This is a genomic window from Mesorhizobium sp. M0037 (genome assembly GCF_040323635.1).
Classification (GTDB): domain Bacteria; phylum Pseudomonadota; class Alphaproteobacteria; order Rhizobiales; family Rhizobiaceae; genus Mesorhizobium.
In genome coordinates this window covers 1-24653 of record NZ_JAMYVB010000026.1, presented here as the reverse complement: position 1 = coordinate 24653, position 24653 = coordinate 1, and the positions used below count along the sequence as shown (strand labels likewise).

19 protein-coding genes are annotated in these 24653 nt (G+C 63.9%); 10 read left to right on the top strand and 9 right to left on the bottom strand.

The annotated features are described in order from the left end of the window. Positions 1-26: 26 nt before the first annotated feature. The 6 genes from NKJ78_RS28130 to NKJ78_RS28105 all read right to left on the bottom strand — a co-directional run bounded on the left by NKJ78_RS28130 (position 27) and on the right by NKJ78_RS28105 (position 7494). Entirely contained in the window at positions 27-1034 is a 1008-nt protein-coding gene (locus NKJ78_RS28130; RefSeq protein WP_023739101.1) for an NAD-dependent epimerase/dehydratase family protein, read from the bottom strand. Beyond that, positions 1031-1474 (bottom strand): EamA family transporter, encoded by a 444-nt coding sequence (locus NKJ78_RS28125; RefSeq protein ID WP_023688097.1) that lies wholly within the window; start codon positions 1472-1474, stop codon positions 1031-1033. The genes NKJ78_RS28130 and NKJ78_RS28125 overlap by 4 nt, the downstream gene beginning before the upstream one ends. A gap of 124 nt (positions 1475-1598) precedes the next feature. After that, a complete protein-coding gene (locus tag NKJ78_RS28120) occupies positions 1599-2951 on the bottom strand; it encodes an FAD-binding oxidoreductase (RefSeq protein WP_023739102.1) in 1353 nt (450 codons plus the stop codon). A 3-nt stretch (positions 2952-2954) separates the two neighbouring features. Continuing rightward, entirely contained in the window at positions 2955-4388 is a 1434-nt protein-coding gene (locus tag NKJ78_RS28115; RefSeq protein ID WP_023739103.1) for a UbiA family prenyltransferase, read from the bottom strand. Between the two features lie 207 nt (positions 4389-4595). Further along, a complete protein-coding gene (locus NKJ78_RS28110; RefSeq protein ID WP_023670370.1) occupies positions 4596-4859 on the bottom strand; it encodes a hypothetical protein in 264 nt (87 codons plus the stop codon). Positions 4860-5004: 145 nt separating this feature from the next. After that, the gene (locus tag NKJ78_RS28105; RefSeq protein WP_023739104.1) at positions 5005-7494 is read right to left on the bottom strand and encodes a mechanosensitive ion channel family protein; all 2490 of its coding nucleotides are present in this window, start codon (positions 7492-7494) and stop codon (positions 5005-5007) included. Positions 7495-7812: 318 nt separating this feature from the next. Here NKJ78_RS28105 and NKJ78_RS28100 point away from each other — a divergent pair, with 318 nt between their 5' ends. The 5 genes from NKJ78_RS28100 (at position 7813) to NKJ78_RS28080 (ending at position 14594) form a co-directional block, all read left to right on the top strand. Then, positions 7813-9072 (top strand): sarcosine oxidase subunit beta family protein, encoded by a 1260-nt coding sequence (locus NKJ78_RS28100; protein ID WP_023699269.1) that lies wholly within the window; start codon positions 7813-7815, stop codon positions 9070-9072. A gap of 11 nt (positions 9073-9083) precedes the next feature. Next, a complete protein-coding gene (locus NKJ78_RS28095) occupies positions 9084-9380 on the top strand; it encodes a sarcosine oxidase subunit delta (RefSeq protein WP_023710790.1) in 297 nt (98 codons plus the stop codon). Next, on the top strand, positions 9377-12388 hold the full coding sequence (locus tag NKJ78_RS28090) for a sarcosine oxidase subunit alpha (RefSeq protein ID WP_352460726.1): 3012 nt from the start codon (positions 9377-9379) through the stop codon (positions 12386-12388). The genes NKJ78_RS28095 and NKJ78_RS28090 overlap by 4 nt, the downstream gene beginning before the upstream one ends. Further along, positions 12381-12998: a sarcosine oxidase subunit gamma gene (locus tag NKJ78_RS28085; RefSeq protein WP_050588551.1), complete on the top strand. Its 618-nt coding sequence runs from the start codon at positions 12381-12383 to the stop codon at positions 12996-12998. The genes NKJ78_RS28090 and NKJ78_RS28085 overlap by 8 nt, the downstream gene beginning before the upstream one ends. Before the next feature lie 153 nt (positions 12999-13151). Continuing rightward, entirely contained in the window at positions 13152-14594 is a 1443-nt protein-coding gene (locus NKJ78_RS28080; protein WP_352460727.1) for an MFS transporter, read from the top strand. An 18-nt stretch (positions 14595-14612) separates the two neighbouring features. Here NKJ78_RS28080 and NKJ78_RS28075 read toward each other — a convergent pair whose 3' ends face one another. Next, positions 14613-15317 carry a nitroreductase gene (locus NKJ78_RS28075; protein WP_023700347.1) on the bottom strand — a complete coding sequence of 235 codons (705 nt, stop codon included), beginning with the start codon at positions 15315-15317 and terminating at the stop codon, positions 14613-14615. 281 nt (positions 15318-15598) lie between these two features. On the opposite strand from NKJ78_RS28075, the gene NKJ78_RS28070 reads away from it, so the two are divergent. The 5 genes from NKJ78_RS28070 to NKJ78_RS28050 all read left to right on the top strand — a co-directional run bounded on the left by NKJ78_RS28070 (position 15599) and on the right by NKJ78_RS28050 (position 23210). After that, on the top strand, positions 15599-16141 hold the full coding sequence (locus NKJ78_RS28070) for a helix-turn-helix domain-containing protein (RefSeq protein ID WP_352460736.1): 543 nt from the start codon (positions 15599-15601) through the stop codon (positions 16139-16141). Positions 16142-16235: 94 nt separating this feature from the next. Further along, positions 16236-18689, top strand: a complete 2454-nt coding sequence (locus NKJ78_RS28065; RefSeq protein ID WP_352562754.1) for a GcvT family protein — start codon at positions 16236-16238, stop codon at positions 18687-18689. Continuing rightward, complete coding sequence (locus NKJ78_RS28060; RefSeq protein WP_023730672.1) at positions 18686-19585, top strand: homocysteine S-methyltransferase family protein; 900 nt, start codon at positions 18686-18688, stop codon at positions 19583-19585. Before NKJ78_RS28065 ends, NKJ78_RS28060 begins: the two co-directional genes overlap by 4 nt. Beyond that, on the top strand, positions 19585-20766 hold the full coding sequence (locus NKJ78_RS28055; protein ID WP_023706109.1) for a pyridoxal phosphate-dependent aminotransferase: 1182 nt from the start codon (positions 19585-19587) through the stop codon (positions 20764-20766). The genes NKJ78_RS28060 and NKJ78_RS28055 overlap by 1 nt, the downstream gene beginning before the upstream one ends. Beyond that, the gene (locus NKJ78_RS28050) at positions 20763-23210 is read left to right on the top strand and encodes a GcvT family protein (protein WP_352460730.1); all 2448 of its coding nucleotides are present in this window, start codon (positions 20763-20765) and stop codon (positions 23208-23210) included. Before NKJ78_RS28055 ends, NKJ78_RS28050 begins: the two co-directional genes overlap by 4 nt. Before the next feature lie 169 nt (positions 23211-23379). On the opposite strand, the gene NKJ78_RS28045 is transcribed toward NKJ78_RS28050, so the two are convergent. Both NKJ78_RS28045 and NKJ78_RS28040 read right to left on the bottom strand, forming a co-directional pair. Then, the gene (locus tag NKJ78_RS28045; RefSeq protein ID WP_352460731.1) at positions 23380-23961 is read right to left on the bottom strand and encodes an NAD(P)H-dependent oxidoreductase; all 582 of its coding nucleotides are present in this window, start codon (positions 23959-23961) and stop codon (positions 23380-23382) included. Then, positions 23961-24542: an NAD(P)H-dependent oxidoreductase gene (locus NKJ78_RS28040; protein ID WP_352460732.1), complete on the bottom strand. Its 582-nt coding sequence runs from the start codon at positions 24540-24542 to the stop codon at positions 23961-23963. Before NKJ78_RS28040 ends, NKJ78_RS28045 begins: the two co-directional genes overlap by 1 nt. Between the last annotated feature and the right edge of the window lie 111 nt (positions 24543-24653).

Sequence of the window (24653 nt, the reverse complement as noted above, 5' to 3'; positions counted from 1 at the left end):
TTTCGGAGTTCTCCTGGTCGTCCCACTTATTCGGCGGGGGCATGATTGGCGGTGACGGCAAGCCCGTCTTTCTTGGCGCGGTATTCGCTGTAGGCGGCGATCAGCATGTCTTCGTCGCGATATTGCGGCACCCAGCCGAGCTGGCGCTCGGCCTTGGATACGTCGAGCACGCACTCCTCATCGGCGATCAGATATTGTTCGGGATCCATGATCGGCATGTTCATGAGATCGAGCAGGTCGAGGGTGCGCTTGACCGCCCAGCCCGGCGTCGGGATCAGCAGCGATTTCGAGCCGGCATGCTTGATCAGGTCGCCCAGCAATTTCTTCACCGGCGGCGGATTGAGGGAGCCCAGATTATAGGCCTGGTTGGGCACGCCTGCCTTCCAGGCCGCGCGGGCAGCTTCCGCGCAATCGAACACCGAGATGAACTGATAGGGGTTCTTGCCCGAGCCGATCATCGGCACAGGAAAATTCCAGTCGATCAGTTTGAACAGCTTTTCCAGGATCCCGAGCCGGCCGGGACCGATGATCAGACGCGGGCGAAACAGCGAGATCGACATGCCGCGCTTGCGCCATTGAGCGGCGAGCTCCTCGGTCTTCTGCTTCGACCAGCCATATTCGCCGAGCGGTGCGACCGGGTGCTCCTCGGTCATCGGCTGGGTGACCGTGTGGCCGTAGATCATGTCGGTGGTGTAGTGGACGAGCTTGGACGCGCCGGCCTTGTCCATCGCCTGCATGATGTGTTCGGTGCCGTGGAAATTCACCGGAAAGAAGAAGTCGTGACGCTTGGCCCGCACCTGGATCGGCGACAGCATTTTGGCCGACAGGTTGTAGACCATGTCGTCGGCCTTCAATCCGATGTTGGCCACCGAGGCCGTATCCGTGACATCGCAGGTGACGAAGCGAACGTTGCGATAGTGCGTCAGGTCGCTCTTGACGATGTCGGCAACGACAACCTCTTCACCATCGGCCACAAGCTTCGGGGCAAGATGACGGCCGACGAAGCCGTCGCCGCCGAAAATAACATGTCTCATCGAACGATCTCGCTGGTCTTGTCGGGGATGATGGAAGCGGTTTGGTCGTCATGCCCGCTCCCGCCCAAGTCTCGACCGCTTTGCGCGATCAGCACGGTGCCGATGCAAATGAAGGCGATGCCGGCAATGCGCCAGGCATTGAGGTCCTCGCGGAAGATGAAATAGGCGAAGATCGCAACCGCGACATAGGCAAGGCTGAGGAACGGATAGGCAAAGCTGAGCTCGACCTTGGACAGCACATACAGATGCGAAGCCATCGAGATGACGAAGGTGCACAGGCCGAGAAACACCCATGGGCTGAAAACGATCTGCAACAGCTTCAAAAGCGGATTGGTGCCTTCGAACGAAATCGGCCCGAGCGACATCATGCCTTGCTTCAGCATCAGCTGCGCCGCGGCATTGGTCATGACCGTAAACAGAATGAAGACGATATATTTCATATTTTGCACCCGCCACTCGCAACGGTCCTATTACTAACCTGCAAACATTTCGTGAAGTCACGACAATGCTTTGAGTAAACCACGAAACTTACGATCTATTCACTATGACCTATTCGGATTGTACCTATTCAGCTGCCTCGACACGCCCTGGCCGGACGTTGAGCTTTTTCGCCGTCCGCAGCCAGAAACTGGACACGAACGCCGGGTCGCGCAGCGCTTCAAGCCGCTGCCAATTCGGGAAGGAGGCCGCGAAAGTATCAGCGCCCATGCGCGCATCCTTGTACGGGTTGACCGCGCCGCCGGCCGCGACCGTGATGCGGTCGAGTTCGCTGAGCAGGGCCAGCGTCCTGTCGCCGCGATTGGGGAAATCCAGCGTCAACGTGAAGCCTGGCCGCGGAAAGGACAGCAGCCCCGGCGAGCGGATCGAGCCGAAGCGCTTCAACACGGTGAGGAAAGAGCCCTGCCCGGCCCGTCGCGCCGCCTCGAGCAGCGCCGGCACGGTCTGACGCGCGACATTTTCCGGCACCACGCTCTGGTGCTGGTAGAGACCTTTCGGGCCATACAGCCGATTCCAGTCGCCGACACCATCAAGCGGAAAGAAAAAGCCCTGGTAGCCGGTTTGGCTCGGCCCCGGCGAGCGCCCCTTCTTCCACCGATAGGCGGCGTTGAAGGCGGTGAGGAACGGCCGGTTGAGCACATTGAACGGCGGCTGGAACGGCACTGAAAAACGGGAGCCGGCGCGAGACGCCGCATGCGAACCGTACTCGGCATGATTGCCGGTCAACAACAGGCCGCGCCCGCGGCCATGGCCACCGGCAAGCTGGTCGATCCAGGCGACGGCATATTCATTGGCCTGGTCGGCGGCCTCGGCCAGTTCGAAGAATTCGCCAAGATCGGCAAACCGCGTTACCTTCTCGGCGATGTCGAGCGAATGCACCCGCATCAGCCGGATCGAGGCCGACAGGATCAGGCCGGTCAGCCCCATGCCGCCGATCGTCGCCGCGAACAGCCTTGCATTGTCGGTTGCCGAGCAGGTGTAGGTCCGCCCGTCCGAGCGCAACAGGGTGAGAGACTCGACATGGCAGCCGAAAGTGCCGCGCCGGTGATGGTTCTTGCCATGGACGTCATTGGCGATCGCGCCGCCAAGGGTGACGAACTGGGTGCCTGGGACCACAGTCGGAAAGAAGCCGTAAGGTGCAGTGTGCGCAATGATATCGGAGAGGAACACGCCGGCCTCCGCCTCGAGCAGGCCGGTCTCGGCATTGAAGGCGCCGATGCGGTTCAGCGGCCGCATGTCCACGACCGCACCTGGCTCGTTCTGGCAGGAATCACCGTAGGAGCGGCCATTGCCATAGGCGAGCAGAGCGTTCTTTGTCGCCTTGCCGCTTCGCATCAGCGCGATGGCATCGTCGGCCGCGATGGCTCGCTTTGCGGCCGGCGTGGCGAGGCCAAAACTCCGGTACCGTTCGCCGGCCATGCCCTACCAGCCTCCCGCGACCAGAAGGGCGGCGCCGATCACCACGACGATCTGGCTTCGCCAGTCGCGAATGATGAAGATGACCGGATCATCATTCATCTCGTTGCGGCGCGCCAGGATCCAGACCCGCATGGTCAAATACAGCACGATCGGCGCCAGCGGCCAGACCAGCCAGGGATGCGGATAGAGTTCGCGCACGGAGACGCTGTCCATGTAGAGCGCCAGCACCAGCGCCGAGGAGAAGGCCGACGCCATGCCCGCCTGGGCGACGATCTCCTGATCTTCGATGCGGTAGCCGCGACCGGCAATGCGCTCGCCCACCGGAATGGCTGTGGTGCGCAGTTCGACATAGCGCTTCACCAGCGCCAGCGACAGGAAGAAGAAAATCGAGAAGGCGAGCAGCCAGAACGAGACTTCGACCCCGGTCGCCGCAGCACCTGCCAGCACACGCACTGTGTAGAGCCCGGCCAGCGTCAGTACGTCGGCCAGGAGCATGCGCTTGAACGACAGCGAATAGGCTGTGGTCACCACCAGATAGCCGGCGAGCACGCCCAGGAACTCGATCGGCAACAGAAGCCCGGCGGCAATGCCGATCGCCAGCAGCACCGCCATCGCGCCGAGACCGAACGGGATCGACAAAGCGCCGCTGGCGAAAGGCCGGTTGCGTTTGGTCGGATGCTTGCGGTCGAGCGCAAGGTCGAAGAAATCGTTGAGAATGTAGATGGCGGAAGCCACGGCGCTGAAGGAGACGAACGCCAGCAAGCATTGCCAGATCATGTTGATGTTGAAGTATTCATGCGACAGCACCATCGGCACCGCGATCAGCGAATTCTTCAGCCACTGATGCACGCGCAGCATCTTGACGAATGTCTTCAATGTCCTTTTCGGCGCCGGCATCCTTTCGGCACTATGCGCGGCCTGCCAGCGCTTCGCACGGCGGTCGGGCGCCACGACGATGGCGTTGCGTGCGGCTCCGAAAACCTTGAGGTCGTGCCGGCTGTTGCCGGCATAGTCGAAACCGCCGTCGCCATAGGCGGCGATGAGCGCGTCGCGCTTGCGGCCCGAGGTCATGTTGTGGGGACCGTCGGTCGCCAGCACATAGTCGAAGACGCCCAGATGCGCGGCGATCGTCTCGGCGAACTTGCGTGGCGTACCGGTCGCCAGCACGATCTTGCGTCCGTCGCGATGGTCGGCGCGCAGCCGCTGCAGCAGCGCTTCGCGATAGGGCAGCGAGGCCGGATCGATGTCGATGCGGTCGGCAATCGCTTGTTTCAGCCGCGCCGGGCCGGCGGCCAGCCAGTACGGAACCAGGAAAACATAGAGCGGATTCTTCTTGAGCAGGATGAACAGGCCTTCCCAAAGAAGATCGGTCGCAATCAGCGTGCCGTCGAGGTCGACCGCAAGCGGGATTGCGTTCTTGTCCGACCGCGCATCCATATCTTTCCTGCTCAGCTCAAAAACCCGTCGCGCCACGTTTCGGCGGCTTGGTATCCGGCATAGCGAGCAACGGCGCAACGAACGTTAAAACGTCTGGTTGCAACGGATATGCGCCGGGGTATTTCCCTCGTCATCGTTAAGCAACCGTTGCCGTAGACGAGAAAAGGCCGGGCATTGCCCGGCCTCTGCAAGAGCTGCCTGCCGACTTTACTTGATGCGGGCAACGCCACCCGAGATTTCGACCGTTTCCGAGCCGGTCAGGGCCTCGAGGTCACCATTGGGCAAGGTGACGAAACAGCCGTTCGGGCAGAATTCCACGGTTTCGCCGGCGGCCAGCGCCAGTTCCGTCTTGCCGCCGCCTTCCGTCACGATCAGCGTACGGGTCTCAGCATCCTTGTTGACCGCGCTGGCGGCAAAGGCCGAGCCACTCGCTGCGGTAAGAGCGATGGCGACGACGAGCGACTTCCACATTTTGCAATATCGGTGCTTCCACACCGCCTCTGTTGCATTTCGCAAGGCATTCTCGCCTTTGCATGTGAGCTTATATGAGATGCAAGCTGAACCGCAACTGAATGCCGCATTCATGCCGCAATTGGTTTGGGAGGAGCTTGGGGCCTTAGCTGGGATCGGGTTTGCGGGCCTTGCGACCAGTTTTGGCCAGCCGCTTCGCCTCGGCGGCGGCTCTGGCCTCCGCCTGCTCCTTCTCGGCGAACTCGACCTCGACCTTGTCGTCGTCGATCGGCCATGCGTCGGTCTTCTTGACCTTGACCTCGGCGCGCGGCGTCGAGGGGATTTCTATGTGCTCGGCGTCAAAAGCATCGAGAACGGCAAAGCGGATATCGTTCTGAACGATGGCGCCGTTCAGCACATCGGCCAGGAACACGCGGATCTCGAACTCGAGTGCTGCCGGCCCGAAATTGGTGAACAGCACGAAGGGTTCCGGGTTCTTCAGCACCAGCGCATGGCCGCGCGCAATCTCAAGCAGGACCGCGTGTACCCGCTTGACGTCGCTGCCATAGGCCACCCCGACCTTGATCTCCACACGTCCGAGCTTGTTGCGGTGCGTCCAGTTGCCGACGGCGTTGTTGATGAGGTTCGAATTGGGCAGGATCACCGATTGCCGCTGGAAGGTCTCGATTTCGGTGGCGCGCACGCTGATCTTCTTGACCGTGCCTGAGGTGTCGCCGGCGACGATCCAGTCGCCGACCTTGAACGGCCGCTCGGCGAGCAGGATCAGGCCGGACACGAAGTTGGACACGACATTTTGCAGGCCAAAGCCGATACCCAGCGAGAGTGCGCCGGCAACGAGCGCCAAATTGGAGAGATCGATGCCCGCCGCCGAGATGCCAACGAGGCCGGCGAGCGCGACGCCGGCATAGCCGACCGCCAGCCGGATCGAGTTGCGCACGCCGGTATCGACCTTGCCGCGCGCCATCACCGAGCCGTCGAGCCAGCCCTGGAACCAGCGGGTCAGGAAATAGCCGATGATGAAGACGACGATGCCGGTGAGGATGCCGGTGACCGAGATCGTCACCGAACCGATGGTGACGCCTGTCGCCAATTTATAGCCCCAGGCCTGGATATCGCCGGGCTGGAAGCCCCACATCAACAGGATCAGCGGCAGGAACACCAGCACGATCATCAGGTTGATGGCAACGCTGACGACGAGGCCGAGTTGGTCGAGCGCGGTGTCCTCATAGCTGGAATTGGTCTTCAGCCAGCGCCCGATGGACGTGCCGGCGAAACCACCCTCCTCGCCGATCTCGCGCGCCGACAGGAAGCCGATATAGGCGGTGAGCAGGATGGTGCCGGTGACCACGACCTGCAACGAGACGAAGATGGCAAGACCGATATAGCCGAACAGCGCCGCCGCAATCGTGAACAGGCCGAGCGCGACACAGGTGTAGCGCAGCCAGGCCGGCCAGCGGCGCCAGCGCCCAGCGACGTCCTTGTAAGGCTTCAGCAGCGCCATCAGGATCAGGATGACCCCGACGATCACGGTGGCGACAAAACTCCTGGCCACCGTCAGCGACAAAGGCGAGCCCATCTTGTCGTTGACGATCGACAGGAAATTGTTGATGCCGATGACGACTGCCATGGCCGTCGTCAGTCGCACCAGCCAACGCGCCGGGCCGGTCTCGACCTGGATCAGGCGCCAGTTCGGCATGCTAGGCGACAGCGCCGCATTGGTCAGGCGGTTGACACAGAACACTATGGCGATGACGGCTGCCAGCGCGTTGAGGAACACGCCTATGTCGCCGCGCAGCACATTGTAATAATTGTACAGGAACACCGTCGAGGCGAGGAAGGCGCTGACCGCCAGCGTCGGCAGCAAGGTCGACCAGAACGCCACCGACAGGCGACTGAGATACGTCGGATCTTCAACCGACGCGTCGGGCTCGAAGATGCGCCCAAACAGGCGGCGCCCACCGACCAGAAGCACCACCGCCAAAGCAAGCGCCATGAGGGTCGCCGCGAGCATCGCCTGGAACTTGAACTTGAAGGCAAAGCTCAGCCACGATGACACCGCCCTGTAGAAGTTGGCGTATTCGTCCCTTGCGTCGGAAAACACCTGGGGGCTCAGTGCATCGGACAACACATAGCGCTTGGTCAGCCCGCTGCGAAACAGCTCGCTGCGCATGTTGCCGATCTTCTCGATCAGCGCATTGATGCGGATCGACAGGTTCTGCGCGCCGGCGATGACGGCGTTGATCTCCGCCTTTTCCGACGCCAGCGCCTGGCGCTCGCCGGTCACGATGTCCGGTTCAGGGGGCTGTCCGGCAGCCGGCGGTGCGCCAAGCTGCTCGAGCCTCGAATTGATCTCTCCCAGCCGCGAACGAAACGCCAGCGCGCTGTTCAGCGCAGCGCGCGACAGCTCTTCCAGCTGCAGGCGGATCTCGACAAGGGTGGTGTCGTCGACGCCGTCCTCCTGGACTTTCTTCTCCAGAGCGTCGGTCTTCGTCGCCAAACCCTGCAGGATTTTCTGCTGGTCGGCGACCAGCCCGGCAGGCGCCTGGCCCAGCCCCTGCGCCATGGCGCCGAACGAATGCGGCGCCAAGGCAACGAGCGCTAGGACCAGGATCAGGCGAAAGAAGCGAAAAAACATAATGGTGGCGACTCAAAGGGCGGCAAAGGCCGCCTCTAAAGCGGTCCTTGATAGAGACGCTCATCCCGTGGGGCAAGTCGTGGCGAAGCATGACAGTTGGGCGCCTTGCGGGAGTCGGCCAGTCGAAAAGCCATGGCGCAATCTTGGCTTTGCGCACGCCGCCTGCTCTATAGTCTGCCGCATCGCACCCGAGCCGGATGGCTTCAGGTCTGTTGGACCTGAAATCATCCGGCTCTAGAAATCAAAGATATAGAGCATGATGTCGTCCGAAAACCGCTTCACACTTTTCGGCATCATGCTCTAGGGATGACATGAAGAATGGCGGAATATTCAGCCCTTTCGCTTCTCACGAACGCGCTCAAGGGAAACAAGGACTGGAAGCCGGCCTGGCGCAAGCCCGACCCCAAGGCTTCCTATGACGTCATCATCATCGGTGGCGGCGGCCACGGCCTGTCGACGGCGTACTATCTGGCCAAGGAGCACGGCATCACCAATGTCGCGGTGCTGGAAAAGGGCTGGCTGGGTTCCGGCAATGTCGGCCGTAACACCACGGCGGTGCGCTCCAACTACCTTTTGCCGTCCAACACCCGCTTCTACGAACATTCGATGAAGATGTGGGAGAACCTTTCGCACGACCTCAACTACAACGTCATGTTCTCGCAGCGCGGCTGCCTGAATCTGGCTCACACGCCGGGCCAGTTCGACGACTTGGCCAGGCGCGGCAACGCCATGCGCCATCTCGGCGTCGATGCCGAGCTGATGAGCACCGCCGAGATCGCGCGCCTGGTCCCGGCGCTGGACATGTCGGCCTCCGCGCGCTTTCCCATCGTCGGCGGCCTGATGCAGCCACGCGCCGGCACCGCCCGGCACGATGCGGTTGCCTGGGGCTATGCGCGCGGCGCCGACCGACGCGGCGTCGACATCGTCGAGAATTGCGAGGTCACCGGCTTCCTGCGCGACGGCGACCGCATCACCGGCGTACAGACGACGCGCGGAGAGATCCGCGGCAAGAAAGTCGCCGTGGCCGTTGCCGGCAGCACCGGACGGGTGATGCAGCTTGCCGGCATCGACAGGATGCCGATCGAGAGCCATGTGCTGCAGGCCTTCGTGACAGAGTCGCTGAAACCGTTCTGCAACACGGTCCTGACCTTCGGCATGGGCCATTTCTATATGTCGCAGTCCGACAAGGGCGGCCTCGTCTATGGCGGCGATATCGACGGCTACAACAGCTACGCCCAGCGCGGTAACCTGCCCATCGTCGACGAGGTGATGAGCGAGATGCTGGCGCTGTTTCCCGGCCTTGCGCGTGTACGCATGCTGCGCTCCTGGGGCGGCGTCTGCGACATGTCGATGGACGGTTCGCCGATCATCACCACCGGCCCGCTGCCGGGCATGTATCTCAATTGCGGCTGGTGCTATGGCGGCTTCAAGGCGACGCCGGCCTCGGGCTGGTGCTTTGCATACACCATCGCCAAGGATGAGCCGCACGCGTTCAACGCGCCCTTCACGCTCGACCGTTTTTATCGCGGCCTGGTGATCGACGACAAGGGCCAGGGCGCAACGCCCCGGCTGCATTAGGGTTCAAACAAATGCTTATCACTTGTCCCTATTGCGGCCCGCGCGACGTCATCGAGTTCACCTATCAAGGCGACGGCAACCGCGAGCGCCCGCAGCCCGCCTCGCAGGATCTCGACGCCTGGAACGCCTATGTCTACGACCGGCTGAACCCGGCCGGCGACCACAATGAGATCTGGCAGCATTCCGGCGGTTGCCGCACCCATCTGAGGATGGTGCGCAACACGGTCACGCATGAGATTTCCAGCACCGGTTTCGCCCGCGTCGACCACAATGCCGGTGCCCGGCACAAGGCCGGAGGCAAGTCGTGAGCCCGCGCCGCACCGAGACCGGCGGCCGCATCGACCGCCTGCGCACCATCCGCTTCACCTTCGACGGCACGCCTTACACCGGCCATGGCGGCGACACGCTGGCCTCGGCGCTGCTTGCCAACGGCGTGACGCTTTTCGGCCGCTCGTTCAAATACCACCGCCCGCGCGGCCTGCTCTCGGCCGGCGTCGAGGAACCGAACGCGCTGGTGACGGTGCTGCGCGGCGAAGTGCGCGAGCCCAACATCGCCGCAACCATGGTCGAGATCTATGACGGGCTGGTGGCCGTCAGCCAGAACCGCTTTCCCTCGCTCGCCTGGGACATCAACGCCGTCAACCAGCTCGGCGGCAAGATCCTGGCCGCCGGCTTCTACTACAAGACCTTCATGGGCCCTGTCTTCGGCCCCTTGAAAGGCACCCGCTTCTGGATGTTCTGCGAGCATTTCATCCGCCGCGCCGCCGGCCTGGGCCGCGCCGGTATTGCCGCCGACACCTCGCGCTACGAGCGCATGAACGCGTTTTGCGACGTGCTGGTGGTCGGCTCCGGCCCGGCCGGCCTGTCAGCCGCCAAGGCCGCTGCCGACCAGGGCGCGCGCGTCATCCTGGCCGAACTCGGGCCGCGTTTCGGCGGCTCGGCCAACTGGTCCGGCGAGGCCATCGACGGCGCGCCGGCCGCCGACTGGGCGGCGCGCACCGTCAGCCAACTCGAAGGCCATGACACGGTCCGCCTGCTGCCGCGCACCACGGTGTGGGGCTATTACGACGGCAACACGCTAGCCGCGCTCGAGCGCGTCACCGACCACAAGGAAACGCCCGGCAAGGGCGAGCCGCGCCATCGCTACTGGGCGATCCGCGCCAAGACGGTGGTGCTGGCCACCGGCTCTTTCGAGCGGCCGCTTGTGTTCCCCGGCAATGACCGGCCGGGCGTCATGCTGGCGCATGCCGCCGAGCGCTATGCTAACGATTATGGCGTGCTGCCCGGCGACAGGATCGCGCTGTTCACCAACAATGACAGCGCCTATCGCTCGGCGCTGGCGCTGAGGAAGGCCGGGGCGGCTATTGTCGCCATCGTCGATGTGCGCCCCGAGCTTTCGGCCGAAATGCGCAGCCTCGCCACCGAGGCCGAAGCCGAAATCCTCTCCGGCCATGCCGTGGTCGCCACCGAAGGCGGCAAGGCGCTCTCCGGCCTCAAGGTGCAGCGCTTCGACATGACCTCGGGCGCGCTCAGCGGTGACGCCCGCAGCATCCACGCCGATAGCCTGCTGATGTCGGGCGGCTGGTCGCCGACCATCCACCTCGCCAGCCAGGCTGGCGCGAGAGCCGAGTGGAATCCTGCGCGCCAGGCCTTCCTGCCGCCAAAGCAAACGCAACAGCGCTGGCCAAATCAGCAATGGATTGGTGCGGGTGCTTTCAACGGAAGCTTCTCGACCATCGAAGCAATCACTGAGGGCCGCGCAGCCGGCTTGTCCGCAGCGGGCGGAGCGGCTGCGCCGGCAGCCTTGCCGGATGTCGAAGCAGCCCCGGGAAACCCAGATCCGGCTCCGGTGTTCGAGATCAAGGTGAAAGGCAAAAGCTTCGTCGACTTCCAGCATGATGTCACCGCCGAAGACGTGCGGCTGGCGCATCGCGAAGGCTTCGTCTCGGTCGAGCACCTGAAGCGCTACACCACGCTCGGCATGGCGACCGACCAGGGCAAGAACTCCAACGTTCCGGGTCTCGCCATCATGGCCGAGGCGTTGGGCAAGCCGATCCCCGAAGTCGGCACGACCCGCTTCCGCCCGCCCTACTCCGCGGTGTCGATTGGCTCGCTCGCTGCCGAGCGTTTCGGCGATCTGAAGCCGGAGCGGCTGACGCCGATGCATGACTGGCACCTCGCCAATGGCGCGACGATGTATTCCGCTGGCCTCTGGTATCGACCAATGATCTACGGCCTTGCCGGGGAGACGGTCGAGCAGGCTTATGTCCGTGAAGCCAGGGCGACGCGCGAAAGCGCCGGCATCGTCGACGTCTCGACGCTGGGCAAGATCGCCGTTCAGGGGCCGGATGCGGGCGAATTCCTCGACCGCGTCTACACCAACATGTTTTCCACCCTCCCCGTCGGCAAGGCCCGCTACGGCCTGATGCTGCGTGAGGACGGGCTGGCCTTCGACGACGGCACCACCTGGCGGCTTGGCGAACAGGATTTCCTGATGACGACCACCACGGCCAACGCCAGCAAGGTGATGCAGCATCTGGAATATTTCCTCGACGTCATCTGGCCGGAACTCAAAGTGCATGTCACCTCGGTAACCGACGAATGGGCGGGCGCGGCCATCGGCGGGCCGAAGGCGCGGGCCATCCTCGCCGCCTGCGTCACCGGCACCGCCGTCGACAACACAGCCCTGCCCTTCATGGGCATCGTGCGCGGCGAGATATCAGGCGTGCCGGTGATGATTTGCCGGCTGTCCTTCTCCGGAGAAATGGCCTTCGAGGTCTATTGCGGCGCCGGCTACGGCACCCATGTCTGGGAAACGCTTGTCGAAGCCGGCAAGCCGTTCGGCCTGGTCACCTACGGGCTGGAGGCGTTGGGCACGATGCGCATCGAAAAGGGCCATGTCACCGGCGCGGAGATCGACGGGCGCACTACGGCGCGCGACCTGCATCTCGACTGGATGCTGTCGAAGAAGAAGCCGTTCATCGGCTCGGCGATGATGGACCGCGAAGGCCTGATCGCGCCCGAGCGGCTGCAGCTGGTCGGCCTAGTCTCGCTCGACAATCGGCCGTTCAATGGCGGAGCCCACCTCGTCGAGGAACTGGACGAAGCCAATCCGCACGACTCCATCGGCCATATCACCGCCTGCTGCTACTCGCCGGCGCTGGGCAAGCACATCGCGCTGGCTTTGGTCGAGGGCGGCAAGGCGCGCCATGGCACCCGGGCATTCGTCTCCGATCCGCTGCGCAAGCGGTTCGGGCCGGTCGAGATCGTCTCCAACCATTTCTACGACCCGGACGGGAGCCGCATGCATGGCTGAGCGCCAATCACCCGAACGCCAATCACCCGAGCGCCTCTCGCCGCTCGAGCCGGTGTCCCATCCGGGTTCGCACGGCAATTTCGAGCATGGCGTCGATGTCATCCTGACCGAGACCCGGCCGGGCTCGATCCTGCAGCTGGCCGCGTGGCCGGGCGCGGAAAAGCAACTGATCGACGTGATCGGCAAGGTCACCGGCCTCGATTTGCCCGATGGCGCCGGCGGCGGTCTCGCCAAGGACGGCAAGGCCGTGTTCGGTTTCGCGCCTGGAAAATTCACAGTCGTCGACGAGGCCGAGGGCCTGGCGGCGAGTTTTGCTGGGGACGTAACCCCGGCAATCGGCACGATCACCGACCTGTCGCATGGCCGCACCGCTATCCGCATCGCCGGCCCTAAGGCCGAATGGGTGCTGGCGAAATTCTTCGCCATCGACTTCGCCCTGCCCGCCTTCCCCACAGGCTCCGGCCGTTCGACCACCCATCACGACGTCTTTGCGCAGATCCAGCGCACCGGCGCCGACCAGTTCGACATCTATGTCTTCCGCTCCTTCGCCCGATCGTTCTGGAAGGCGCTCTGCCATGCCAGCGAGGAGGTCGGCTACGAGGTTCAGTAGGGCCAAAAGCCGTTCTGGCCTCAAGGCCAGCCGGTTCTGCCGCTAGAGAATGCTCCAATGGAAGCCCATGGTGGGGAACGTGGCCCAACCGGCCCAGGGGATTAAAAAGATCCCGTCTCAGAGTCGGCATCGTCGTTTGGTTCGAACATCCCCATGACCGCAGAACTATCCGCCGGCGCCACGGATTGCGCCGATGTGTCGGCCAGAGCCTTGCTCCTGCTGCCGCTCACGGTCGCCTGCGGCGTGTTCATGACCAGCCTCGACCAGAATGTCGTGGTCACCGCCCTGCCCGGCATCAGCGACAGCCTCGGCCGGCCGCCGAGCCAGCTCGGCCTGTTGATCACCGTCTATGTCGCCAGCCTGATCATCTCGATGCCGCTCGGCGGCTGGGCCGCCGACCGCTTCGGCCTGCGCAACGTTTACTGCTTCGCCTTGCTGGTGTTCGCCGCGTCATCGGCGCTGTGCGGATTGTCCAACGACATCTGGACGCTGGTCGGCGCCCGCGCGCTGCAAGGCTTCGGCGGCGCCTTGATGGGGACGCTCGGCCAGGTCGTCATCCTGTCGACCTTCCCGCGCAGCCGCACGCTGAAGATCAACATGTATATTTCGCTGGCCGGCCAGTCCGGACCGCTGGTCGGCCCGCTGGTCGGCGGCGCGCTGACGACTTATATCTCCTGGCGCTGGATCTTCTTCATCAACGTGCCGTTCGCGCTGGCGGCGGCCGTTCTTGCCGCCTCGCTGTTTCCGACTGTTACCAAACCGGTGCGCACGCCGTTCGATTTCCCGGGCTTCCTGCTGGTCGGCGGCGGCATGGTCCTGCTGGTCTTCGGCATGGATTCGCTTGCGGCGAAAGACGCCGCCGGCAGCATGATCGCGGCCGAGCTGGCGCTGGCGATCGTCATCCTGACGCTTGCTTCCTTCTACTGCCTGCGCGCCCGCAACCCCTTGCTGGACCTGAAACTCCTGCGCATCCGCACCTTTCGCATCTCCTTCCTCACCGGTGGTGGGCTGGACACGATCGGCCTGAGCTCGGTCGTTTTTCTTTTGCCGCTGATGTTCCAGCTCGGCTTCGGCATGAGCGCGGTGCAGGCGGGATCGCTGACTTTCGTTGCCGCAATCGGCTCGCTGATCATGCGTGTCTTCATGCCGCGCCTGCTCAACCGCTTCGGCTTTCGCCGCGTGCTGGTCGTCAACACGCCGATCGTTGCTGCCATGGTAGCGGGCTTCGCCTTGATAGAGGCAACCACGCCGGTCTGGATCGTGCTTGCCTATATCTTTGCCTTCGGTGTCCTGCGCTCGGCGCAGTGGGCGTCGACCGGCAATCTCGCCTATTCCGACATCGCGCCCGACCAGCTCGCCCGCTTCAGCGCGCTCTACTACATACTGTGGCAGCTAGGGGTGGCGATCAGCGTCGGCCTGGCGGCGGCGCTGCTGTCGTTCCTGGCCGGCGGCGGGCCGGCGGTGACCAACGATTTCCGCATCCTGTTCGTGGTCGAGGGCGTCATCACGCTCTGCGCGCTGATCGCCTATCTCAGACTGACACCGCAGGACGGCGCCCATGTCAGCGGCCATGGCGCGCAGATGAACGTGGAATAAGGCGCCGTTAGCCGAGCCCTATTCGCTGAACGTCACCCACTCTTCCAGCGGCACGCGGTCGGTGCGGAAGTCGTTTTCGGGCTTGGAGGTGTCCTCGAGGCCTAGCGCCATGCCGCAGACGACGATCTCCTCGTCGGGAATGTTGAGCACCGGCCGGATCTGCCGGTGATAGGGCGCGAAGGCGGCCTGCGGGCAGGTGTGCAGGCCCCTGCCTCGCGCCGCCACCATGATGTTCTGCAGGAACATTCCGTAGTCGATCCACGAGCCTTGGTTCAGCCGCCGGTCTATGGTGAAGATCATGCCGACCGGCGCGTCGAAGAAGACGAAGTTGCGGTCGTGCTGGGCGCGCATCTTGTCGACCTCGCGGCGACCGATGCCGAGTGCCCCGTAGAGCCCGAAACCGTTGGCGCGGCGGCGGGTGAGATACGGCTCGAAGAACTGGGTGGGGTAATAGCGATACTCGTCCCAATCGGCCTTTTCGGCGCGGATACCGGAATTCAGGATGGCATCGGTGATCTGCTGCTTGACCTCGCCCTTGACGACATAGACCCGCCAGGGCTGCATATTGGTGCCCGAAGGCGCGCGCGCGGCGACGCCAAGAATGGCTCGGATCGTCTCGTCATCGACCATGTCGGGCAGGAAGGCGCGCACTGAACGGCGCGAGATGATCGCCTCGTCGACAACAGCCGCGTTATGCGCTGCCAGGCCGTTTTTTTCCAGCATGGGCCGTCCCTTTGCGCACACTTCGAAAGCCGAACCGGCTATCGGAGAAGACCTTGCGCAGATTTCAATCCTTGGTCGCCGACCCGCATTCCCACACCCGCCGCTCGTGCCAGAGCCTTTGCATGAACCGCCAAAATGGCGCAAGCAAATCTTGTGTGCCCATGAAAATCCGCTTGATTTTTTCACGGACATGAGCTCTCATGAAATTCATTCCAGATTTTCATCAAGTGAGCGTTTTGGCCCCAGCTATTCCCAAAACATTGCAGGGACCTGACGAGCGCCTGCTGGCGAGCGACATCCGTGCGCTGCGCAAGGCGCGCGGGCTGACGCTGGCTGAGATCGCGCTGAAGCTTGGCCGCTCTGTCGGCTGGGTCAGCCAGGTCGAGCGCGGCCTGTCTATCCCTTCACTTGGCGACCTCAGGGCTTTCGCAGACCTGTTCGGCGTGCCGCTCAGCCTGTTCTTCAGCCACGACGTGCCGATCGAAAAGGAGCGCGGCTTTGTCGTGCGCGCCGGCAGCCGGCGCACGCTTGGCACAAGCGAATCTGGCCTGGTGGAGGAGCTTCTGTCGCCCGATCTCGGCGGTAGTTTCGAGATGGTGCGTTCGATCTTCGCGCCGGGCGCCGAGATGAAGAGCGAGCAGCTGCGGCCAACCGAGGAAGCCGGCTACATCGCCTCTGGCATTTTCGAGATCGAGATAGCCGGCGTCTGGCACCGGCTCGTCGAAGGCGATTCCTTCCGCTTCGAGCGCAAGCCATACCGCTGGCGCAATCCCGGCACCGAGCCGGCCGTGGTCATCTGGGTGGTTTCGCCGCCTGTTTATTGAATGCATGTCGCCCAAAGTGTGCAGCGGTTTGGGAAACGACATGCATCAAGCAAAAAGATAGAAGCGCAGCGCGCTTCAGGTTTGGGAGAAGCATATGGCCGGTTTGCCGACCACGGCGCGCGTGGTGATCATCGGAGGCGGTGTCGTCGGCACCTCCTCGCTCTACCATCTGTGCAAGGCGGGCTGGACCGACTGCGTGCTGCTCGAAAAGAACGAGCTGACGTCAGGCTCGACCTGGCATGCCGCCGGCAATGTGCCGACCTTCTCGTCGTCCTGGTCGCTGATGAACATGCAGCGCTATTCGACCGAGCTCTATCGCGGCCTCGCCGACGCGGTCGACTATCCCATGAACTATCACGTCACCGGCTCGCTGCGGCTTGCCCATACAAAGGAACGCATGCAGGAGTTCCAGCGCGCCAAGGGCATGGGCCGCTACCAGGGCATGGACATCGACATTGTCGGCACCGACGAGATCAAGCGCCGCTACCCCTTCATCGAGACGCATGATCTGAAAGGCGCGCTCTACGACCCGAGCGATGGCGACATCGACCCGGCGCAGCTGACGCAAGCGCTGGCCAAGGGCGCGCGCGACATGGGGGCGAAAATCGTCCGCTTCTGCCCGGTCACGGGCGTGCGCCGCGAGAACGATGAATGGGTGGTCGAGACACCGCAAGGCGAGATCCGCTGCGAGATCGTCGTCAACGCCGCCGGCTACCGTGCGGCGGAAGTCGGCAAGATGTTCGGCCGAGACGTGCCGATGATGGTGATGAGCCATCAATACATATTGTTCGAGGAAATCCCGGAACTGGTGGCGTGGTCGAAGGAGCAGGGCAAGAAGCTGCCGCTGCTGCGCGACGTCGACACCTCCTACTATCTGCGCCAGGAAAAGAACGGCATGAATCTCGGTCCCTATGAGCGCAATTGCCGCGCGCATTGGGCAACCCACAACGACCCGATGCCGGAGGATTTTTCCTTCCAGCTCTTCCCCGACGATCTCGACCGTCTCGAGCACTACCTTGCCGATGCCGTAGCCCGCGTGCCGATCCTGGGCACTGCCGGCCTGTCCAAGGTGATCAACGGGCCGATCCCCTACGCGCCGGACGGCAATCCGCTGATCGGTCCGATGCCCGGCGTTCCCAATGCGTTCGAGGCCTGTGTCTTCACCTTCGGCATCGCCCAGGGCGGCGGTGCCGGCAAGGTGCTGGCCGAATGGGTGACGCAAGGCCAGACCGAATGGGACATGTGGTCCTGCGACCCGCGCCGCTTCACCTCATTTGCGGCCGCCCCCGACTATAGTGTCGCCAAGGGTATGGAGATCTACGGCAACGAATACGCCATCCAGTTTCCGCGCCATGCCTGGCCGGCCGGGCGCGACCGCAAGCTGTCGCCGATCCACGATCGCATCAAGGCACTCGGCGCCCAGTTCGACGCCTATAATGGCTGGGAGCGTGCCACCTGGTATGCGCAACCCGGTGACGACACGTCGGAAGAAGCAACACTCACCTTCCGCCGCGACGGGCCGTGGCAGCACCGCGTGCGCGAAGAATGCCTGGCGGTGCGCGACGCCGCCGGCATTCTGGACCTGCCCGGCTTCTCGCGCTTCAACCTCGAAGGTCCTGGTGCAGCCGAATGGCTGGCACTGCAGGTCACCGGTCTGGTGCCCAAGCCCGGCCGAATCGGCCTCGCCTATTTCGCCGACGACAAGGGCCGCATCGTCACCGAGATGTCGGTGGTGCGCCATGGCGAAGAGCAGATGACGCTGATCACCGCGGCGGTAGCGCAGTGGCACGATTTCGAATGGCTGAAGTCGCGCCTGCCGAAGGACGCGGCTTTCACCCTCACCGACAGGACCGAAGACTATTCGACGCAAATCCTCGCCGGCCCCAATTCGCGCAAGATCCTGGCCGATGTCTGTGGCGCGGATCTCTCGCTGCCCTGGCTGACGCATCAGGAAACCACCATCGCCGGCCGCTGGGCGAAGCTGGTGCGGGTATCCTTCGCCGGCGAACTCGGCTGGGAAATCCACACCAAGGTGGGAGACACCGCCGCCATCTTCGACGCCATCTGGGCGGCGGGACAAAAACACGGTCTGAAACCGTTCGGCATGTATGCGCTGGATTCGCTGCGCCTCGAAAAGGGCTACCGGACCTGGAAGGGCGACCTGTCGACCGACTATACGGTCCTGCAGGGCGGGCTCGAGCGCTTCGTCAAATGGGACAAGCCCGACTTCCGCGGCAAGGCAGCCCTGCAGAACGAAAAGCAGCAAGGCGTGAAGAAGCGCTTCGTCACGCTGGTGGTCGAAAACCCAGGCGATTGCGACGCGCCGTCCGTGTCGACGCTCTGGCATGACGGCAAGATCGTCGGCGAGACGACGTCCGGCGGCTGGGGGCATCGCATCGACAAATCGATCGCGCTCGGCATGCTGCGCGCCGACCTGGCTGAACCCGATACCGCGATCGAGATTGAAATTTTTGGCGATCGTTTCAAGGCAGTCGTGCAGAAAGACGAGCCGCTGTGGGATCCGAAAAACGAAAGACTGAGAGCATGAAGAAAGTCATTCTCACCGATGGCGGCATGGGCCAGGAACTGGTCCGCCGCAGCAGCTCCGAGCCGACGCCGCTCTGGTCGGCCAGGGTGCTGATCGACGAGCCGGATCTGGTGCGTGACCTGCATGCCGAATTCATCCGGGCCGGCGCTCGCGTCATCACCATCAACACCTATTCGGCAACGCCGGAGCGGCTCGCGCGGGAAGGAGCAGAAGACCTCTTCAAGCCCTTGCAGAAGCGCGGCATCGAATTGGCAAGACAGGCACGCGACGAGGCAGGCGATGCAGCGATCGCCGGCTGCCTGTCACCGCTGTTCGGCAGCTATGCGCCGGCGCTGACCATATCGTTCCAGGAGACGCTGGACATCTATCGCCGCATCGTCGCAGAGCAGGCCGATGGCGTCGACCTGTTCCTGTGCGAGACCATGGCCTCAGCCGAGGAAGGCCGTGCGGCCGTTACCGCTGCGTCGGAAAGCGGCAAACCTGTCTGGGTATCTTGGACGCTCGCCGATCACGGCGCGGCGCGGCTGCGCAGCGGCGAAACAATAGCGGCAGCGGCGGACGCCCTCGACGGCCTGACGGTTGCAGCGCGCCTGGTGAATTGCTGCCGGCCAGAAACTATCGCCGCGGCACTGCCCGAATTGATTGCCCTCGGCGGCCCGGTCGGCGCCTATGCCAATGGCTTCACCTCTGTCGAAGCGCTCAAGCATGGCGGAACGGTCGAAGTGCTGCACGCACGCCACGACCTTGATCCGGATGCCTATGCCGACCAGGCGCTCGGCTGGGTCGCCGCTGGCGCCACCATCGTCGGCGGCTGCTGCGAAGTCGGCCCTGCCCACATCGCCGCGTTGCGCGATCAGCTCGAACAGGCCGGCCACGAAATCTCGGGAGTATCCTGATGCCCAGACCCTCATCGCGCATTTCCGGCATCGTGCCTTCGGGCAAAGATGGCTGGGAGGTCCACACCGAGGCATGGGCCCGCAAGGAGGCCGGCCAGGACATCATCATGCTGTCGGTCGGCGACCATGATTTCGATACGCCGAGCCAGACGATCGAAGCCTGCGTGACGGCGGTTCGCGGCAGCAACCACCACTACACCCCGCTTCCCGGCGTTCCGCGCCTGCGCAGGGCGATGGCGGCGGCCTCGACCGCTTGCACCGGGGTCGAGACGGCACCTGACCAAGTCATCGCCACGCCGGGCGGCCAGGCTGCCCTTTACGCGGCCGTGCAGGCCGTTCTCGACCAGGGCGACCACGCTATCGTGGTGGCGCCCTACTACGCGACTTATCCCAACACGTTCAGCGCCGCCGGCGCCAGCTTCACCGTCGTCGAGACACCGGCCGAAGACGGTTTCCAGCCGCACGCCGAGATGATCCGCGCGGCGCTCAAGCCCAACACGCGCGCCATTTTGATCAACACGCCGAACAACCCGACCGGCGCCGTCTATTCGCGTGAGCGTCTGGAAGAGCTGGCCGAGATCTGCCGCGAGCACGATCTCTGGCTGCTGTCGGACGAGGTCTACTGGACGCTCGGCGGCGGCGAGCACATCTCGCCGCGCGGCCTGCCCGGCATGGCCGAGCGCACGCTGGTCATCAATTCGATGTCCAAGAGCCACGGCATGACCGGCTGGCGCATGGGCTGGCTGACCGGCCCGACGCAGATGATCACGCTGTTGACCAATCTCAATCTGGTGACGACCTACGGCCTGCCGGCCTTCATCTCGATCGCCTGCGCCGAGGCGCTGGAGAACCGCTATGGCGTCAAGGAAATCGCCGAGCGCTATGCGGCGCGCCGCACCGTCCTGCTCGACGCCGTGCGCGGCATGAACAATATCAGCGTGCACGGCTCGGAGGGCGGCATGTATGTCATGCTCGACATCTCCGCCGTCGAGCCCGACGACGAGAAATTCGCCTGGGCCTTTCTCGACCAGGAGAGTGTCGGCGTCATGCCGGGTTCCAGCTTCGGCAAGGCCGCTGCCGGCCACATCCGCATCAGCCTCTGCCAACCGGAGCCGGTGCTTCAGGAAGCCGCAAAACGCCTGCGCCGCTTCGCATCCGGCTATCGCCGCGAGGCCGCATGACCAGAAGCATTCCCACCAAGGCCCGCGCGGTTATTATCGGCGGCGGTGTCTCCGGCTGTTCGGTCGCCTACCACCTGGCCAAGCTCGGCTGGACCGACATCGTGCTGCTGGAACGCAAGCAGCTGACCTCGGGGACGACCTGGCACGCCGCCGGCCTGATCGGCCAGCTGCGCGGCTCGCAGAACATGACGCGGCTGGCCAAATATTCGGCCGACCTCTACGTCAAGCTGGAAGCCGAAACGGAAGTCGGCACCGGCATGCGCCAGGTCGGCTCGATCACCGTGGCGCTGACCGAGGAGCGCAAGCACGAGATTTACCGGCAGGCCTCGCTCGCCCGCGCCTTCGATGTCGATGTGCGCGAGATTTCGCCCACCGAAGTCAAACAGATGTACCCGCATCTCAACGTGTCCGATGTGGTTGGCGCCGTGCATCTGCCGCTCGACGGCCAGTGCGATCCCGCCAACATCGCCATGGCGCTGGCCAAGGGCGCCCGCCAGCGCGGCGCCACAGTCGTCGAGAATGTGAAGGTCACCAAGGTCCACACCAAGGCCGGTCGCGTCACCGGCGTGTCGTGGGCGCAAGGCGACGACCAGGGCACGATCGAGGCCGACATCGTCGTCAACTGCGCCGGCATGTGGGCGCGCGAACTCGGCGCCCAGAACGGCGTCACCATCCCGCTGCATGCCTGCGAGCATTTTTATCTCGTCACCGAGCCGATCCCCGGCCTTGGCCGGCTGCCGGTGCTGCGCGTGCCGGATGAGTGCGCCTACTACAAGGAAGACGCCGGCAAGATGATGCTCGGCGCCTTCGAGCCGGTGGCCAAGCCCTGGGGCATGGACGGCATAAGCGAGGATTTCTGCTTCGACCAGTTGCCGGAGGACATGGAGCATTTCGAGCCGATCCTCGAGATGGGCGTCAACCGCATGCCGATGCTGGCAACCGCCGGCATTCACACCTTCTTCAACGGCCCCGAAAGCTTTACCCCCGACGACCGCTACTATCTCGGCGAAGCGCCGGAGCTGTCGGGCTACTGGATGGCGACCGGCTACAACTCGATCGGCATCGTGTCGTCCGGCGGCGCCGGCATGGTGCTGGCGCAGTGGATCAATGACGGCGAAGCGCCCTTCGACCTCTGGGAAGTCGACATCCGCCGCGCCCAGCCATTCCAGAAGAACCGTAGGTATCTCAAGGAGCGGGTCTCCGAGACGCTCGGCCTGCTCTATGCCGACCATTTCCCCTACCGGCAGATGGCAACGTCCAGGAATGTCAGGCGATCGCCCCTGCATGAACACCTGAGGGCGCGCGGCGCGGTCTTCGGCGAAGTCGCCGGCTGGGAGCGCGCCAACTGGTTCGCCCGCGAAGGGCAAGAGCGCGAATACCGCTATTCCTGGAAGCGGCAGAACTGGTTCGACAACCAGCGCGAGGAACACCTGGCGGTCCGCAACAAGGTCGGCCTGTTCGACATGACCTCGTTCGGCAAGATCCGTGTCGAGGGCCGCGATGCCTGCGCGTTCCTGCAAAGGCTCTGCGCCAACGACATGGACGTGGCGCCGGGCAAGATCGTCTACACTCAGATGCTCAACCAGCGCGGCGGCATCGAGAGCGATCTTACCGTGTCGCGGCTGTCGGACACGGCCTATTTCCTCGTCGTACCGGGCGCGACGTTGCAACGCGATCTCGCCTGGCTGCGGCGGCATGTCGGCGAGGAATTCGTTGTCATCACCGATGTGACGGCGGCAGAAAGCGTGCTCTGCCTGATGGGTCCGGATGCGCGAAAGCTGATCCAGAAAGTCAGCCCTAACGATTTCTCCAACGAGAACAATCCGTTCGGCACCTTCCAGGAGATCGAGATCGGCATGGGCCTCGCCCGCGCCCACCGCGTCACCTATGTCGGCGAACTCGGCTGGGAGCTTTATGTCTCTACCGACCAGGCTGCCCATGTTTTCGAGGCGATCGATGAGGCGGGGGCGGATGTCGGCCCGAAACTTTGCGGCCTGCATACGCTCGATTCCTGTCGCATCGAAAAGGCGTTTCGGCATTTCGGCCACGACATCACCGACGAGGACAATGTGCTGGAGGCCGGCCTCGGCTTTGCGGTCAAAACCGCCAAGGGCGAGTTCATCGGCCGCGATGCGGTGCTGAAGAGAAAAGAAGCCGGCCTGTCGCGCCGGCTGGTGCAGTTCCGTTTGAAAGACCCTGAACCCCTGCTCTTCCACAACGAGGCGATCCTGCGCGACGGCAAGATCGTCGGCCCGATCACATCGGGGAATTACGGCCACCATCTCGGCGGCGCGATCGGACTGGGCTATGTGCCCTGCCAGGGCGAGAGCGAGGCGGATGTGCTGGCCTCGTCCTACGAGATCGAGATCGCCGGCGAGCGTTTTGCGGCGGAAGCATCGCTGAAGCCGATGTACGATCCCAAGGCGGAACGGACGAGGATGTAGCACCTTTTTACCCTCCCCTTGTGGGGAGGGTCGGCTCGCAGTCGGAGCGAAGCGGCGATTGCGAGACGGGGTGGGGGTGCGCCCTACGAGACCCCCCACCCCGCTTCGCAAAAGCCGCCTTGCGGCATTTGCTGCGCGACCCTCCCCACAAGGGGTAGGGTGAAGAAGCTCAAAACCGCTCCAGCTTCGCCCGCACTTTCACCAGAAACGCCGCCCTCGTCCTTGGCGTCGAGGCGTCCATCAGGTAGTGCGCCAGGAAAAACGTCCGGCAGCGGCGGGCGCACAGCGCGCGCATACCGCGCAGCAAGGTCTTGCGGCCGGGCTGGCCGACGACGACGCTCCACCAGGTCGGCGCGCCGCAGGTGGTGATGACGCCGACCCTGGTGACATGTGTCATCAGCGACGTGATGCGCCCCTTGCCCAGCTTGAAGGCGACATCGGTCGCCCAGACCCGGTCGAGCCAGCCCTTCAGCATGGCCGGCAGCCCGTACCACCAGGTCGGATAGATGAACAGGATCGCCTCAGCCCAGGCGAGATGCTCGAAATGCGGTTTTAGGGCCGGATCCTCCGGCGCCCGCTCATTGTAGGCGCGTCGCTCTTCGCAGCCCATCACCGGATCGAATTTCTCCGCATAGAGGTCGAGCAGCCGTACCTCCCAACCCCGCGCCTTCAGCACGTCGACGGCGGTATCTCTGATCGCGGCGCAAAAACTTTCGGGCACCGGATGGCAATAGACCACTAGCACGCGCATCAGAATTCATCCATCCCGGCCGCGACCTTGGCCATGAAGGCTGCCCGCGTCTCGTCGGTCGACAGGTTCATCGAATAATGAGCGAGGTAGGACACCGAGGCGCCGGGCCTGATCGTCGCGCGCAGCATCCGCTTGACCAATCTGCGTGGCGGATCGCTCATCAGCATGGCGCGGAAGCGGCTGCCGCCATAGGTGGTGACGGCGGTCAGCTTGCGGATGTTGTGGAGCGAAGGCTGCGCCTTGCCGTCGACCAATTTGAACGACACGCCGGGCAGAAACACGCGGTCGAAAAAGCCTTTCAGGATGGCCGGGAAGCCGTAGTTCCAGACGGGATATGACAGCACCAGCGCCTCGGCCTTGAGCAGCCGCTCGACATAGGGCGCGGCCGGGTCCGCAGGGCTGCGTTGGTTATGATAATCCAGCCTCTCCCCGCGCGTCAGCCTGGGGTCGAAATCCTCGGCATAGAGATCGCAATCGTCGACCTCATGGCCGGCGGCCGTCAGCCGCTCGACGATCGTGCGGTGCAGACCTGCATTGAAGCTGGTCTCCACCGGGTGTGCGTAGAGGACGAGGACTTTCATGGGGAAATACTTGCGAGGTGGGCGCGAGGCACCCTCCTCTGCCCTGCCGGGCATCTCCCCCGCAAGGGGGGAGATTGGCCGCGGCGTTCAGGCTGCCAATCTCCCCCCTTG